This is a genomic window from Acetobacter ascendens (assembly GCF_001766235.1).
Lineage (GTDB): Bacteria > Pseudomonadota > Alphaproteobacteria > Acetobacterales > Acetobacteraceae > Acetobacter > Acetobacter ascendens.
Map to the genome: position 1 here is coordinate 2,458,456 of NZ_CP015164.1, position 14,482 is coordinate 2,472,937.

Here is a 14,482-nt window from a genome sequence, read left to right on the forward strand (position 1 = left end):
GTTATTTTTCATCACCATAACTGGACTCGTGCCGGACTCATGCCTGTACCGCCTTCTTCGCTTTCAGAATCTCTCTCATCATTGGAAGATTCTCCGCTTTTCACGCCCGTTGTGCTCATACAAAACAGTACATCTGGATGTGAAAACATACCCTTCCTGACATGGATTCTTAAGGAGGCGTTTTTTAGTGGATTATTATTGGTTGGAAGCAGCCTTTCCATTAAGGAAACTCTGAATTTTAGCTTTAATATTCACCCCTCACCATTCCAACTCACCTTTCAGGCAGAGTTGCCACCTGCAATCACACATAACAATCGAGTTATTTATATAGCTGCGCAAATGTGGCAGGCGACTGAATCCATTCAGCATCTTCTAAATACCGCCCCAGAAGGTACTCTTTTTCTTCTAGAAGGCATAAAAGACTCGCCACGAGCAAAATCGTGGGAGCACCTTTCCACTCTCTTCCCTGCCTTTACACTTCCACAAGGAAAAGGATTGGGAATTCTGGCAACGACAGAGATTGCCAGCCTGTTTCCCCTGCTCACACCGGATTCCCGCCTTTCGGATACGGAAAAAACCACCAAGTGCTTGCTACGTGAACGCTTCGCTTTTGCTGGAGACTTCTGGTTCAACAAAGCACTTCTAACGGCTGCCCATACCCAGATAAATACACTCAAACAGGACCTGGTACAAACGCGCAGTCATGTTTTCTCACAACAAATGCTGACGCATCATGAGAGCGACCAAAGCGCACAGAAAATCGACTCACTTCAAAAAGCTCTTCAACAAACTCGGGAAAACGAACAAGCTCTTATTAAAGAAAAACAAGAGCTTACAGAACGCTTAACTGGCTTTATCAGCACAGTAAAACAGAGAGAAATTTATTCTCAGCAACAAACGGATACTCTTAACAACTACATAATTGGCCTAAGTACATATATAGAATCCTTAAAACAAACGTACTCTGCTTACTCCCAGCACATTCATGATCTATGGAGCCGGTTTGCGCAGGAGGTTCTTGATCGGACTGAAGCGCAAGATGCGCTTAAAACGTATCTTTCAACCCCTTCGGGCGTTATTCGTTCTATTGCACGTGCATTAGTAAAAGGGGTGACTGTTCCCTACGTTCCAGATCTGCCTCACCCCCCACAACTAGAATCCCCTCCGCAGGCCCCTCCGGCTCCGCCACCAGTCTTGCTGGAGCACAACTCCGTTACACCGCTTACTTTTCCTGATGTTCCAGAATCTGCTGCAATTCCTGCCCTTGAACAACCTTTACGGTCTTCTGAATTCAATGTTCTTTTTGTTGCAGGTGAGCCCGACTCCCCCGGCGTAAATTACCGCTGTATCCGCAATGCCGCTGCCTGCTCTCTTGCGGGCTTTCCCGCACAATGGAAGAGCTGCGCAGACGTTGGCCCCGATGATATCAATTGGGCTGATGTGATGGTTCTATGGCGTGTTGAATTCAGCGGCCATGTAGACATTATGCTGCGGCTGGCACGGGAACAAAACATACCTGTTATTTTTGATACAGATGATCTCACGTTTATTCCTAGCCTTGCGCGTATGGATATTATTGATGGCATACGCAGTATTGGCGCCACGGAAGAACGGATAGAAACTGTTTTTACAGATATGCAGCGCACCCTTTTGCGCACAGATATTGGCTTTGCCCCAACAGACGCCTTAGCAGATGCCATGCGGGTTTATCAGCCCGTTACTTATACTGTACCTAATACCTATAATGCAGCATGCTTGGCCCTAAGCCGCAAAGCGTATCGTATGCGTCAGCTTAACCCTGCTGAACAGATTATTCGTATTGGCTACGCAACAGGCTCCCGCACGCACCAGAAAGACTTTGCTCAGGTAAGCGGTGTTCTTGCACGCTTGTTACAGGAAAAACCCAACCTTCGGCTTGTACTGTTTCGTGAAACAGGAAACCATCGCCCCGTTCTGCTCATGAACGAGTTTCCTGAATTCGCACCCGTGCGTGATCAGATAGAATGGCGAGATATGTGCACCTTACCTGCTCTTCCTTCTGAACTAGCCCGTTTTGATATTTCAATTGCGCCACTGGAAACACAGAATCCATTCTGTAACGCCAAAAGTGAATTAAAATTCTTTGAAGCCGCTTTAGCTGGTGTGCCATCAGTTGTTTCACCAACAGCCCCCTTTCGCCAATGTGTTGAAAATGGCAGCACCGGTTTGTTCGCTACAACACCGGAAGAGTGGGAAACCGCACTACGCACGCTTATTGAAAACCCAGATTTGCGCCGCAGTATGGCGCGAAATGCGTATCATGCTGCCCTGTGGCACTTCGGCCCACAACGCCAAGCCATTCTCCTAGGCACCATTATGGAAAGCTTGAAGGGAGAAAAGCAGGCAGCCCAAACTGCTGAAATACAGATTGCACGCGGAAATTACATGGCGCGCAATCTACCAGATATTCCAGATTGCAGCGTACTGTTCGTGCATGATGCTCTGCAAGAAGCAAACGTTACCGTTATTATTACATCTTATAACTACGAAAGCTTTATTCTTGAGGCACTAGAATCCGTTCGACTGCAAACCCTCCCAATCCTTGATTTAGTTGTTGTTGACGATGGTTCTACAGATGGATCAATCAACCTGATCAAAAGCTGGATGGAAAAACAGACAGCGCGCTTTAATCGCCTCGTTCTGCTTCAAACCAATACCAATGCGGGGTTGGGCGGCGCACGTAACTGTGGTGTTACCTACGCTGAAACCCCATTCTTTTTGCCCTTAGATGCAGATAATCGGCTTTTGCCACATGCATGTGAAACACTTGTAAGCGCCACAGATGAATTAACAGCTTACGCCTACCCAATTATTCAGCAATTTGGAGATCCTGCCCAACACCCAACGTTAGGCCAAGAACCTTTCCGCCCCATGCAACTGGTCGCGGGAAATTATATTGATGCCATGGCTCTGGTAGCCAAATGGGCATGGGCTGCCGCTGGTGGTTACTATGTAAGGCGGGATGCAATGGGGTGGGAGGATTATGATCTCTGGTGTACCATGGCCGAATATGGTTTGCGGGGCACCCATGTGCCGGAAGTGCTGGCTGAATATCGCGTACACCAAACATCTATGACCAATAATGTAACGGAAAAGATGGCGCATAAACAGCGCGTCGTCTCATTAGTAGAAGCACGTCACCCGTGGATCAGACTGGTGCAAAAAAGCGCCAAGCAGCGTGAGGTCACAACAAGCTAAAAATTACGGATCAAAACGCTAAGAGCCCTTTTGGAAATTCACGGATGAGCGTTTCGGCGTAGCATGAGGCTTCCCATGGCGATGTGGATCATGGCCTCTGCGACGTCGATCCGCTGTTCGTAGTCCTTCACAAGGCGACGCCAGCGGATCATCCAACCGAAGGTCCGTTCCACAACCCACCGACGCGGCAGGATTTCAAACCCTTTTTGCTGTCTCTGACCGCCGGATGATCTCGACTGTGAAGTCGAGAAAAGTGGCCTTATCCATCAACTGGAGGCGGTCATAGGCTCCATCGGCAAACAGGTGCTTCACCCAAGGCCAGCGTTTGCGAATGGCATCAAGGATCATCTGTCCTCCTGCACTGTCCGAAATATCGGCTGTTGTCAGCTGGACCAGGAGAAGGCGGCCATCCGTATCAACTGCGATGTGACGTTTCCGACCGACGATCTTCTTGCCTGCGTCATAACCACGTGTCTTTGCGTGGGGTGCCTTGATACTCTGGCTATCAATGACACCACCCGATGGACTGGTTTCGCGTCCTGCCGCTTCACGATCGACGCGGATTTCTCACACTTGAGGCAATTTCAGGTCATTTTGTAGAGTTCAGTCATCCCACAGGAGCCCGATCTGGAATATTGACGATATTCTGCTTCTGGCGGCGGGTTCTGAACGCAGTGAGGGTGTCACGGCCTGAGAAGGCAGTGTTGGTGGAAGCTATGTGGTCTGTGCACTGTCTGTTTCTTCAGATGGCCTGCCGGAGCCTTCGCAATCGTGCATGAGCGAGGGCGAATTCATGCTGACAGGGGAACATGTCCGGCATGGACAGGACAATCCGACGGACGCTGAGCGTTACACGTGTCGCGATTTTGAGCAGTCGTGCGCGTATGGTGCCACAGGTCGCCGTCTCCAGGCTGGTCTGGCCAAGGGCCAGTCTTTGCAGAGCGGTCAGCAGGACATAGGCAGCGGCCGAGAACCACAGCCGGAGCTGGTTGGCCCGGATGGTGTGGGACGAGGTCCTGTCTGAGAACAGATCCATCTGGCATTCCTTGATGCGGTTTTCCATATCCCCGCGTGCGCAGTAAATCTGTTCGTAGAGATGGCGGGGGTCGGACATTCCCTGCGGTAGCGTGGTGACAATAAAGCGATGATAGCGGTTGCCATGGCGCCATTCGGCCTTGGCCACGACCCGCCTGCGGCGCGTCCAGCTGTCCTTTGTGATCCAGTCAAAGGAGGCAAAGCCGCGCGCCGCTTTGCCTGTCGTGGCGGCTTCGTCACGAACCTCAGCGGACAAAGAGGCAATCCGGTCATACAGGCGGGTGTTGCCTGCAAGCCCAAACAGGAAGTCAACGTGGTTGTCTTCGCACCATGTCATCAGACTGTCCCGGGCGAAACCGCTGTCCCCACGCACCAGGATACGCACCCGGGGCCAGCGGCTCCTGATCTGCTCCACGATCCGGCGGATGTCTGCCAGTGCTTCCTTCCCCGGGTCCCTGTCTGCCGTGCGCAGGGTAGCGCTAAGGAGATGGTCCCCGCAGAAGATGTATAACGGCAGATAGCAGTTATGGCCGTAATATCCATGAAAGGCCCGGCCTTCCTGATGGCCATGGATACGGTCATCGGTGGCATCCACATCCAGAACGATCCGGGCGGGTGCGCGCTCATGCTGGTCCATGAAAAGCATCACGAACAGGGTAGCCAGGGCCTCATGATCAGCAATGATGCGGCAGTAACGATCTGCCTGCTGCCCACTGCGCTCCAACCGGTTCAGCGTGGATTTGCCAGCCAATGCTGCGCAGTTTGCCCGGCCTCCTGACAGACGGCCCGAGGCCAGACCAAAGATCAGGTCATGCCGCAGGGCATCGTGATCATTGAGATCTTCATAGCCCAGTGCCAGGCCCATGATCCGCTGACGGACAAGGTCTTCAACCCGGTATTCCACAAAGGCAGGATGCCGCTCATCGCGAAAACAGGCAGCAAAACGGCGACTGAACCCCAGACTATCATCGACCTGCTTTACCAGGATGACACCGCCATCCGAACTCATGCGACCCCCGTCAAAACGGGCTACAACACGCCGTCCATAGGAGGCTGGAAATTCATACGCGCCTGCGCTACACTCTGTCTGCATCGGGTTTTCTTATAGCTTACGAAAATTTCTTTTGTGCAAAACAGACTTTTTCATAATCTAACCCGATGTACAACCCTTCCGTGAGATTTCCGCGTCGAGCATCAGACAGACATCATGAATGGTCTGGAACAGGAAACGGCGCATCAGCCTGCGGAACCACCAGTAAACCGTTTGCCATGGGCCAAAATGAACCGGAAGCATCTCCCAACCGCAGCCTGAGCGCACGAGATAGCGCAGAGCATTGATGATCTCACGGAAATCGGTTGTCCGTTTCCGACCACGCCGGTTCGCAGGGGGCATCAGAGGCGCTATGCGCTCCCATTCCTCATCTGTCAGATCAGACGGATAGCGTTTCGTCTTGCGTGTAATTCCGGCCATGCGGCCTCGTTGTGCTGGCGTCCACATCCTGCCTTTGAATCACGCTCAAAACCTCTTGAAAACCTATCATAGCGAATTTCCAAAAGGGCTCTAAGCCCGCAAACAGGCATACTGTTTGTGCGGCTTGGTATTTTGGCGCTGTGAAAAGCGCACAAAAAAAACAGAACTCCATTTCTGGAATTCTGTAAACCGCTCTGATTTTCTTGGGAAAATCTGGAGCGGGCGATGGGATTCGAACCCACGACCCCAACCTTGGCAAGGTTGTGCTCTACCCCTGAGCTACGCCCGCATTGGATGGCCTCCTTTTACGGATGATCATTCAGATAGGCAAGAGGGAAAATGAAAAAAATGCCTGAATTTGCATTTTCTTTCTCTCACCCTTTCCTACTTGTGTTGGAAAGGCCTGTTGGTGCTTTTCAGCCTGTGCTGATACTGATGCTCAAACGCTTTTGCGCCGCAAGGAAGGAAAACCGTGTCTGCTTCCATGTTCCGATCCCTTTATCATCAGGGATTTGCCCGTGTAGCCGCCTGCACCTTACCCGTAGCGCTGGCAAACCCAGCGATAAACGCGCAGCGTATTCTAGAATCTGCTTCAGCATGTGCGGCAGATGGTGCCGTTTTGAGTGTGTTTCCTGAACTTGGGCTATGTGGATACACACTGGAAGATCTTCTACAACAGGAAGCGCTTCTGGCAGAAACCAGAAAAACTCTTCTTTCCTTGGCGCAGGCTTCTGCCGCGTTGTGCCCTGTGCTGGTCGTAGGCGCACCGCTATTATGGAAGAACGCACTTTATAACTGCGCCATCGTAATTCATTCTGGCAAAATTCTGGGTGTGGTTCCCAAAAGCTATATCCCCAATTACCGAGAATTTTACGAGGCACGGCATTTTCGCCCCGGCGCAAATATTCGCGGGCAGACAATAGAGATCAATGGTCATACCGTGCCATTTGGGGTGGATCTCCTGTTTGAAGCAGAGGATGTGCCCTCATTCTGCCTGAGTGTAGAAATTTGTGAGGATATGTGGGTGCCTATCCCACCTTCAGCACATGCTGCACTGGCTGGCGCCACAATTATTGCCAACCTTTCAGCAAGCGACATTACAGTTGGCAAGGCAGAAACTCGGAACATGCTGTGCCAATCGCTTTCTGCCCGTAATGTTGCAGCTTACCTTTATGCCGCAGCCGGAGAAGGTGAATCCACCACAGATCTGGCTTGGGATGGCCAAACCGCTATTTTTGAAAACGGTAACTTGCTGGCAGACAGTGCGCGCTTTCCCTCCGGCGCAACCACCGTGATTGCCGATGTAGATCTTACGCTTTTGCGGCAAGAACGCCTGCGTATGGGAAGCTTTGCTGATGCAGCGCGCCAAACAAATACAGATACATGGCGGCACATTCGCTTTCCCTTAACGCCTCCCTCCGCAAATCTTGGCCTCAAACGCCCCCTTTCCCGCTTTCCTTTTGTGCCCGCCGCCCCAGAACGCTTGGCGCAGGATTGCTTTGAGGCCTTTACCATTCAGGTATCCGCTCTCAAGCAGCGCCTTAAAACAAGTGGCGTTAAAGCCATGGTTATCGGTATTTCCGGTGGGCTGGATTCTACGCACGCCCTATTGGTAGCTGTGCGTGCTGCAGATGAGCTGGGTTGGCCACGCAGTGCTGTACGAGGCTATACAATGCCTGGCTTTGGCACAACGGATAAAACCCTTGCCAGCGCCAACGCGTTAATGATCCAGCTAAATATCACGCATGAAACGCTGGATATCCGCCCTGCTGCGGAGCTGATGCTACGCACCATTCAGCACCCTTATGCAGATGGGCAGCCTGTGCATGACATTACATTTGAAAATGTTCAGGCTGGCCTACGCACGGATTTCCTGTTCCGGCTGGCTAACCAACATCATGGTATTGTTATTGGCACAGGAGATCTTTCCGAACTGGCGTTAGGGTGGTGCTCCTATGGAGTGGGCGACCAAATGGCGCATTACAATGTGAATGCTGGTTTGCCTAAAACACTTATCCAGCATCTTATTCGCTGGTGCATTGCTTCGGGCCATTTTGCGCCCAGTGTTGGCAAAGTGCTGACAGACGTTCTGGCTACAGAAATTTCTCCCGAACTTATTCCTGTGGGTGAAAATGGCCCCCAAAGTACGGAAAGCATCATAGGCCCTTACGCCCTGCATGATTTCACTCTGTTTTATATTCTGCGCTATGGCTTTAGCCCATCACGCGTGGCCTTTCTGGCTGAACAGGCTTGGCAGGATACCTCAACAGGCCAATGGCCACCGGGTTTTCCGGCATCAGAGCAAAAAAGCTATGATTTGCCCACCATTCGCCACTGGCTGGAAATATTTGTGAGGCGCTTTTTTGCGACAAGCCAGTTCAAACGCTCTGCCATGCCAAATGGCCCTAAAATTATGCCCGGCGGCAGCCTTTCCCCTCGTGGGGACTGGCGCGCCCCCTCCGATGGCAATGCCCACCTCTGGCTGGATGACCTGAAACACAATGTGCCCGAAACCTAAGCCATAAAAGAGGATTTCTGCCCACCGCTCCCCTAATGGCGTTATGCCCCATCTTGGGCTATACTCGCCAACATTATGAAAGCATCGCGTCAAGCCACCATCCATCGCGTTACAAGCGAAACCGATATCGCCATTACCCTTGATCTGGATGGATCCGGGCAGGCCGATATTCAAACCGGACTCGGTTTTTTCGATCACATGCTTACGGCATTAGCCAAGCACGCCCTGTTTGATCTGAAAGTAACCGTGAAGGGTGACCTCTATATTGATGGTCATCATAGTGTTGAAGATACAGGCATTGCCCTTGGTATGGCCTTAAAACAGGCTTTGGGGGATAAACGTGGCGTGCGCCGTTTCGGGCATGCCCTTGTGCCGCTGGATGAAGCTTTGTGCGAAGCCGTGGTTGATCTTTCTGGCCGGCCGTTTCTGGCATTTGATGCCACGTTTACCCGTGATCGCATTGGGGATCTGGACACCGAACTGGTAGAGGAATTTTTCCGGGCCTTTGCCATGTCCGCCATGCTTACGCTGCATCTAACAGAAAAAGCCGGCAAAAATTGCCACCATATTGCTGAAGCCGCGTTCAAGGCACTTGCACGGGCACTGCGCATGGCTGTGGAGCCAGACCCACGGGCGCAAGGCAGCATTCCTTCCACCAAAGGCGTGCTATAATTTTTTATACGGGTTAATAACCCAGCCCTGCCCGACATATCTGTTTTGCAGCGCTGGGCACAACCGAGAAGAACGCAAACCTGTCTGGGCTGCGCCTTATATGGTCAGCAGGATTCAGGTAGGATCACCAGCAACAAGAGGGTTCCATGACCCAGCCTCTTTCTATCGCCGTTGTTGATTATGAAGGCGGCAATCTGGCGTCCGCTGCCCGTGCTGCCCTGCGGGCTGCTGAGCTTTCAGGTATTACAGCTAATGTTGTTATCACCAACGAACCCGCTGCTGTCCGGCAAGCAGACCGTATTATTCTGCCCGGACAAGGCGCGTTTGCAGATTGCGCTCGTGGGTTAGAAGCCATTCCCGGCTTAAAAGATTCCATTCTAAATGCCACAGCCAACGGCACACCCTTTTTAGGCATTTGTGTTGGTATGCAGCTTATGGCGGAACGCGGGCGGGAACATGGGGTAACAGAAGGATTTGGGTGGATTCCGGGAGAAATCACCCAGATGGAAGCCACGGGCCTCCGCCTTCCCCAAATGGGCTGGAACGAGTTGGAGCTTCACACGCAGCACCCCCTCACCCAAGGGTTGGGTGATGCACCGCATGGATACTTTGTGCATTCCTATGCGCTGCAAAACACTGCGGCAGATGTTTTACTTGCCACTACAGATTATGACGGCAGCGTGCCTGCTATAGTGTGTAAGGGAAATGTTGCTGGCACACAGTTCCATGTTGAAAAAAGCCAGACTGTTGGCCTCAAGATTCTCGCCAATTTTTTAAGGTGGAATCCGAAAGCTTCCGTATAATGACCCGGAATAAACGCGTTCAACGCATTCTTAACCTAGAAGAAGATGACCTTCAGGCCTTATGTGAAGCCGTAGATGCTTCCATTCTGGATGGTGGCGGTTTTGGCTGGCTCCAGCCACAAGGGCGGCAGGTACTGGAGCGCTACTTCAAAGGCCTGTTGCTAGTGCCTGAACGCATGTTGTTTGTTATCCGGCATAACGGTGTGATTGTAGGATGTGCACAGCTTGTACGCAGCGCACGTAATAATGAGCTGCAAGCCATGTGCGTTACTCTGGCGCATTTGTTTATTGCACCATATGCGCAACGTCAGGGCCTAGGCACAGCCTTATTGCACGAAGTAGAAAATGCAGCCCGCAGCATGGGCTTTCGGATTATGAATACCGAAGTGCCTGAAACACAGGATGGCGCCATTGCCCTTTTCCGTAAGGCTGGTTTCCTGCATTGGGGCACACACCCCCTCTATACCCGTTTGGGCGACACTTACCTGCGCGGTCTGTACTTCACTAAATCATTGGATACAGATCCTCTTCCCCTTTCCTCTTCCTTTCAGCAAACGCGGCCTGAAACAATGACAGCATCCTCCTCCACGCATCCTCTTACCCTTTACCCTGCCATTGATCTTAAGGATGGGGCCTGCGTACGCTTACGCCGCGGGGAAATGGATGATGCCACCGTGTATTCAGATAACCCTGGCGCTCAGGCGCTGGCGTGGGAAGCTGCAGGTTTTAAATGGCTACATGTTGTGGATCTGAACGGGGCTTTTGCCGGACAGTCTGAAAATGCAGAGGCTGTACGCTCCATTGTGGAATCAACAGATATTCCCGTCCAGCTTGGGGGCGGCCTGCGTGACATGAAGGCCATTGAAGCATGGCTGGAGGCCGGAATCAGCCGCGTTATTTTGGGATCTGTTGCCGTAAAAAACCCCTCTCTTGTGCGTGAAGCCTGCCGCGCTTTCCCGGGTCGCATTGTTGCGGGCATTGATGCCAGATCCGGCCGCGTTGCAACCGAAGGCTGGGCCGAAGTTTCTGACATGCAAGCCACCGAACTGGCCCTACGTATGCAGGAAGCTGGTGTTGCATCCATCATCTTCACGGAAATCAGCCGTGATGGCATGCTAGAAGGGCTGGATGTGGAACAAACCATTACATTGGCCAATACGGTTTCTATTCCGATTATCGCCAGCGGTGGCGTTGGCAGCATTGAGCATCTGATTGCCCTGCGGGAAGCCACGCAGGACGCTCCGGGTATTGAAGGCGTAATTGTGGGCCGCGCATTGTATGATGGGCGCGTAACCCCAGCTGAAGCTCTAAAGGTATTAAGCTGATGCTGAAACTACGTGTTATTCCTTGCCTGGATGTTAAAAACGGCAGAGTGGTCAAAGGCGTTAACTTTGTTTCTCTGCGCGATGCGGGCGACCCGGTTGAACAAGCCGCTGTTTACGATGCAGCCGGGGCTGATGAACTGACTTTTCTGGACATCACAGCCAGCCATGAAAACCGTGATACAATTTTGGAAGTTGTTAGCAAAACAGCCGAGAAAATCTTTCTTCCCCTCACAGTCGGAGGGGGTGTGCGTACAACGGACGATATGCGCCGCCTTCTGCTGGCAGGCGCAGACAAATGTGCCATGAATTCCGCAGCAGTTAACCGCCCTGAACTGGTAAATGAAGCAGGCAACAAATTTGGCAGCCAATGCGTTGTGGTTGCCATAGATGCACGCCAGACTGCACCAGGAAAATGGGAAGTGTTTACCCACGGTGGCCGCACCCCTACCGGGATAGATGCCATAGATTGGTGCCGTGAGGTTGCAGAACGTGGTGCCGGAGAAATCCTTCTCACATCCATGGATCGGGATGGCACAGGAACAGGGTTTGATCTGGAACTTCTTAAAGCAGCAACGCAGGCCGTAAGGCTTCCCATTGTTGCATCTGGCGGCGTGGGCAAGCTGGAACACTTTGTAGAAGGTGCCAGGGCTGGTGCCACAGGCCTTCTGGCAGCAAGTGTTTTCCATTTTGGCCAGTTCACCATTCCTCAGGTTAAAGCGGCATTGTCAGAAGCAGGCTTGCCGGTTCGCCCTTCCCCCGCCCCTTTTGCAGGTTAATCCGTATCATGACAAAAAAAGCACCATCCAAAGCAGAAGCAAAAACAGATACAAAATCTAAAAAAAACAAAGAATCTCTATCTCTTCCTGAAATTTCAGAAGCAGATATTTCCGTTCTGAACCGCCTTTACGATGTTGTGCAAAGCCGTAAGGGCACAGACCCTTCTGTAAGCCATTCAGCGCGCCTACTTTCCCGAGGCACTTACAAGATTGCCCAGAAATTTGGGGAAGAAGCTGTAGAGTGTTTGATTGAAGCCGTAGCTGGCCGTAAAGACCTTATGATTGGTGAAAGTGCTGATGTACTCTACCACCTTATTGTTTTGTGGGTAGACGCTGGCATTACTCCAGATCAGGTTTGGGCCGAACTGCAGCGCCGTGAAGGCACAAGCGGCATTGCCGAAAAAGCTGCCCGTTCCAAAACAACAAAATCTGTAAAGGAATAATCAGAAATGGCTGTAACAGGTAGAGGGCCATATGACCCGCAAAACGTTTTTTCAAAAATCCTTCGCGGCGAAATTCCTTGCAAAGCCATTTTTGAAAACGAATGGGTTCTGGCATTTTATGATATCATGCCCAAAGCTCCTGTTCATGTTTTGATTATTCCCAAAAATCCTTATGTTTCCTTTATGGATTTCAGCCAGACTGCACCAGCAGAAGAAATTGCAGGTGTTATGCGCGCTGCGGGCCAGATTGCGCTTGATCTTGGGTTGGAAGAAAATGGCTATAGGCTGATTACGAATGCGGGCCTGCATAGTGGCCAAGAGGTTCCTCACTTTCATATCCATCTTCTGGGCGGAAAAGCATTGCCAGCCTTCCCGGCCTGATTTTTTGTTTCTTAGCCAGACGGACATATCCTTATGACACCCATGGACATGCTTTTATCTCGTGCCTCTACGGATCACCTTAAGGCTCCGGCACCATCTGAGGCGCAAATGGCAGAGGTTTTGGCGGCTGCTATGCGGGCTCCAGATCATGGAAAGCTGCGTCCATGGCGTTATGTTATTGTAAAAGATGATGCGCGACCGCTGCTAGCCAAACGTATTGTTGCCAGTATGGTTCGTCTTGATCCAGAAGCGCCTGAGTTTAAAAAAGAAAAGCGCTTTAACAGATTTTCCACAATTCCCATGACACTCGTTCTAGGTATGCACTTGCGACCAGAACATAAAATTCCTTTATGGGAACAGGAAATGACTGTAGCCGCAGGTGCCATGAATATTCTCAATGCACTACACACATTAGGGTTTGGTGCTATTTGGGTTTCTGGTGATGTGGTGAATGATCCGGTTCTTGCAGAAGAACTCGGCTTTCCCGCACCCCATAAGTTGGCAGGCTTTTTATTTATCGGCACGCCAGACGCGCCGCTTCCTGCACCCAAACGCCCAGATCCGGTTCAGTTCACCGCTACGTGGCAGGGCGAGCCGGTAAGTTTTGCAGCTGATGGAAAAACACCATGACACATATAACAGATGCCGTTGTTATTGGTGGTGGCCCCGTTGGGTTGGCAACAGCCCTTTCATTAGAAAAGGCGGGCCTTTCTGTAACCGTGCTAGAACGTTCTGCGCTACCTGTATGGGAAGAACCTCCTTTTGATGGGCGGGAAATAGCCCTTACGCATTATTCCATGCGTATTCTTAAAGAATGCGAAGCATGGGACCATATCCCGCAAAGCGTTATCTGCCCTTTGCGTGAAGCTCATGTTGAAACAGGAAATTTCCGCCACCCGCTTACATTTGATACAAACGGACGTGGAGAGGAAGCTCTTGGCTGGCTGGTTTCCAACAACCACATTCGGCGCGCCCTATTTGCCGCTGCAAGCGAAAAAGAGCGCGTTCACCTACAGCCTCACACCAGCGTAGAAACAGTACGACAAGGCCAAGATTATGCAGCCGTCCACCATTCGGGCGGACAGATTAAGACACGTCTTGTTGTTGGGGCTGATGGTCGCTTTTCCCTCACACGCAGGCGCGCAGGTATTGGCGCGATTGTGCATGATTTCCACAAATCCATGCTGGTTTGCCGCATGGCGCATGAATCTCCTCATCATAACATCGCGCTACAATGGTTTGATGAAGGACAGACGATAGCCTTGCTGCCAGTAAACGGTATGGCGTCCTCTTTAGTTCTCACGCTGCCAGCAAACGAAATACAGCGCCTGCTTGCAACACCGCGTGATGAATTCAATGCGGAAATTACCCAACGCGTTAGGGCCAGACTAGGCCAAATGCGCCTTGTAAGCACACGTCATGCTTATCCGCTTAAAGGAGTGTATGCGCATCGTTTCGTAGGACGACGTTTAGCTTTGGTTGGTGATGCGGCTGTAGGGATGCATCCCATTACAGCACACGGCTTCAACCTGGGGTTGAAGGGGCAGGAAACACTTGCCCAATGTATTCGCATAGCCTTTAACACTCAGGCTGATGCCGGAAGCGCACATGCTTTGCGGCAGTATGAACGGCAACACAGACGTGCAACTGCTTTGTTATTTGCAGGCACAAACGGCATTGCCTCACTTTACACGCATGATGCGCTGCCATTTAAACCCATTAGGCAAGCCTGCATCCGTCTGGCAGACAGGTTTACGCCTTTTAAGCAGGCCGTTACCACGCTGCTAATGGACAAAAAAACAACGGCCTGATTGTAAAAAG

At 51.4% G+C, this 14,482-nt stretch carries 11 protein-coding genes, 1 tRNA gene and 2 pseudogenes; 10 read left to right on the forward strand and 4 right to left on the reverse strand.

Annotated features, from left to right (window positions below):
* The first annotated feature begins 39 nt into the window (after nt 1-39).
* Nucleotides 40-3,237, forward strand: coding sequence for a glycosyltransferase (locus A4S02_RS12045; RefSeq protein ID WP_070323915.1), 3,198 nt, complete (start codon nt 40-42; stop codon nt 3,235-3,237).
* Between the two features lie 38 nt (nt 3,238-3,275).
* Here A4S02_RS12045 and A4S02_RS12050 read toward each other — a convergent pair.
* The 4 genes and pseudogenes from A4S02_RS12050 to A4S02_RS12065 all read right to left on the reverse strand — a co-directional run.
* Nucleotides 3,276-3,804: pseudogene (locus A4S02_RS12050) on the reverse strand (IS5 family transposase); the annotation flags it as partial.
* A gap of 175 nt (nt 3,805-3,979) precedes the next feature.
* Nucleotides 3,980-5,365: an IS1380 family transposase gene (locus A4S02_RS12055; RefSeq protein WP_070323916.1), complete on the reverse strand. Its 1,386-nt coding sequence runs from the start codon at nt 5,363-5,365 to the stop codon at nt 3,980-3,982.
* Nucleotides 5,366-5,446: 81 nt separating this feature from the next.
* Nucleotides 5,447-5,770 (reverse strand): annotated as a pseudogene (locus tag A4S02_RS12060) (transposase); the annotation flags it as partial.
* Between the two features lie 187 nt (nt 5,771-5,957).
* Nucleotides 5,958-6,032, reverse strand: a tRNA-Gly gene (locus A4S02_RS12065).
* A 195-nt stretch (nt 6,033-6,227) separates the two neighbouring features.
* On the opposite strand from A4S02_RS12065, the gene A4S02_RS12070 reads away from it, so the two are divergent.
* From A4S02_RS12070 to ubiM, 9 genes are all read left to right on the forward strand, one after another.
* The gene (locus A4S02_RS12070) at nt 6,228-8,261 is read left to right on the forward strand and encodes an NAD(+) synthase (protein ID WP_070323917.1); all 2,034 of its coding nucleotides are present in this window, start codon (nt 6,228-6,230) and stop codon (nt 8,259-8,261) included.
* A gap of 75 nt (nt 8,262-8,336) precedes the next feature.
* Nucleotides 8,337-8,933, forward strand: a complete 597-nt coding sequence (gene hisB, locus A4S02_RS12075; RefSeq protein WP_019089077.1) for an imidazoleglycerol-phosphate dehydratase HisB — start codon at nt 8,337-8,339, stop codon at nt 8,931-8,933.
* 146 nt (nt 8,934-9,079) lie between these two features.
* Nucleotides 9,080-9,736: an imidazole glycerol phosphate synthase subunit HisH gene (hisH, locus tag A4S02_RS12080; RefSeq protein WP_070323918.1), complete on the forward strand. Its 657-nt coding sequence runs from the start codon at nt 9,080-9,082 to the stop codon at nt 9,734-9,736.
* Nucleotides 9,736-11,061: a 1-(5-phosphoribosyl)-5-[(5-phosphoribosylamino)methylideneamino]imidazole-4-carboxamide isomerase gene (gene hisA / locus A4S02_RS12085; protein ID WP_070323919.1), complete on the forward strand. Its 1,326-nt coding sequence runs from the start codon at nt 9,736-9,738 to the stop codon at nt 11,059-11,061. Before hisH ends, hisA begins: the two co-directional genes overlap by 1 nt.
* Nucleotides 11,061-11,837 carry an imidazole glycerol phosphate synthase subunit HisF gene (gene hisF, locus A4S02_RS12090; protein ID WP_019089074.1) on the forward strand — a complete coding sequence of 259 codons (777 nt, stop codon included), beginning with the start codon at nt 11,061-11,063 and terminating at the stop codon, nt 11,835-11,837. The genes hisA and hisF overlap by 1 nt, the downstream gene beginning before the upstream one ends.
* Before the next feature lie 8 nt (nt 11,838-11,845).
* Entirely contained in the window at nt 11,846-12,280 is a 435-nt protein-coding gene (locus A4S02_RS12095; RefSeq protein ID WP_019089073.1) for a phosphoribosyl-ATP diphosphatase, read from the forward strand.
* A 6-nt stretch (nt 12,281-12,286) separates the two neighbouring features.
* Entirely contained in the window at nt 12,287-12,661 is a 375-nt protein-coding gene (locus tag A4S02_RS12100; RefSeq protein WP_019089072.1) for a histidine triad nucleotide-binding protein, read from the forward strand.
* A gap of 33 nt (nt 12,662-12,694) precedes the next feature.
* Complete coding sequence (locus tag A4S02_RS12105; protein WP_070323920.1) at nt 12,695-13,291, forward strand: nitroreductase family protein; 597 nt, start codon at nt 12,695-12,697, stop codon at nt 13,289-13,291.
* Nucleotides 13,288-14,472 (forward strand): 5-demethoxyubiquinol-8 5-hydroxylase UbiM, encoded by a 1,185-nt coding sequence (gene ubiM / locus A4S02_RS12110; RefSeq protein ID WP_070323921.1) that lies wholly within the window; start codon nt 13,288-13,290, stop codon nt 14,470-14,472. The genes A4S02_RS12105 and ubiM overlap by 4 nt, the downstream gene beginning before the upstream one ends.
* Nucleotides 14,473-14,482 lie beyond the last annotated feature (10 nt).

Coding starts and splice junctions, on each gene's coding strand:
- A4S02_RS12055 (WP_070323916.1), bottom strand. CDS start 5,365: ATGCAGACAGAGTGTAGCGCAGGCGCGTATGAATTTCCAGCCTCCTAT.
- A4S02_RS12045 (WP_070323915.1), top strand. CDS start 40: ATGCCTGTACCGCCTTCTTCGCTTTCAGAATCTCTCTCATCATTGGAA.
- A4S02_RS12100 (WP_019089072.1), top strand. CDS start 12,287: ATGGCTGTAACAGGTAGAGGGCCATATGACCCGCAAAACGTTTTTTCA.
- A4S02_RS12095 (WP_019089073.1), top strand. CDS start 11,846: ATGACAAAAAAAGCACCATCCAAAGCAGAAGCAAAAACAGATACAAAA.
- hisF (WP_019089074.1), top strand. CDS start 11,061: ATGCTGAAACTACGTGTTATTCCTTGCCTGGATGTTAAAAACGGCAGA.
- A4S02_RS12105 (WP_070323920.1), top strand. CDS start 12,695: ATGACACCCATGGACATGCTTTTATCTCGTGCCTCTACGGATCACCTT.
- ubiM (WP_070323921.1), top strand. CDS start 13,288: ATGACACATATAACAGATGCCGTTGTTATTGGTGGTGGCCCCGTTGGG.
- hisH (WP_070323918.1), top strand. CDS start 9,080: ATGACCCAGCCTCTTTCTATCGCCGTTGTTGATTATGAAGGCGGCAAT.
- A4S02_RS12070 (WP_070323917.1), top strand. CDS start 6,228: ATGTTCCGATCCCTTTATCATCAGGGATTTGCCCGTGTAGCCGCCTGC.
- hisB (WP_019089077.1), top strand. CDS start 8,337: ATGAAAGCATCGCGTCAAGCCACCATCCATCGCGTTACAAGCGAAACC.
- hisA (WP_070323919.1), top strand. CDS start 9,736: ATGACCCGGAATAAACGCGTTCAACGCATTCTTAACCTAGAAGAAGAT.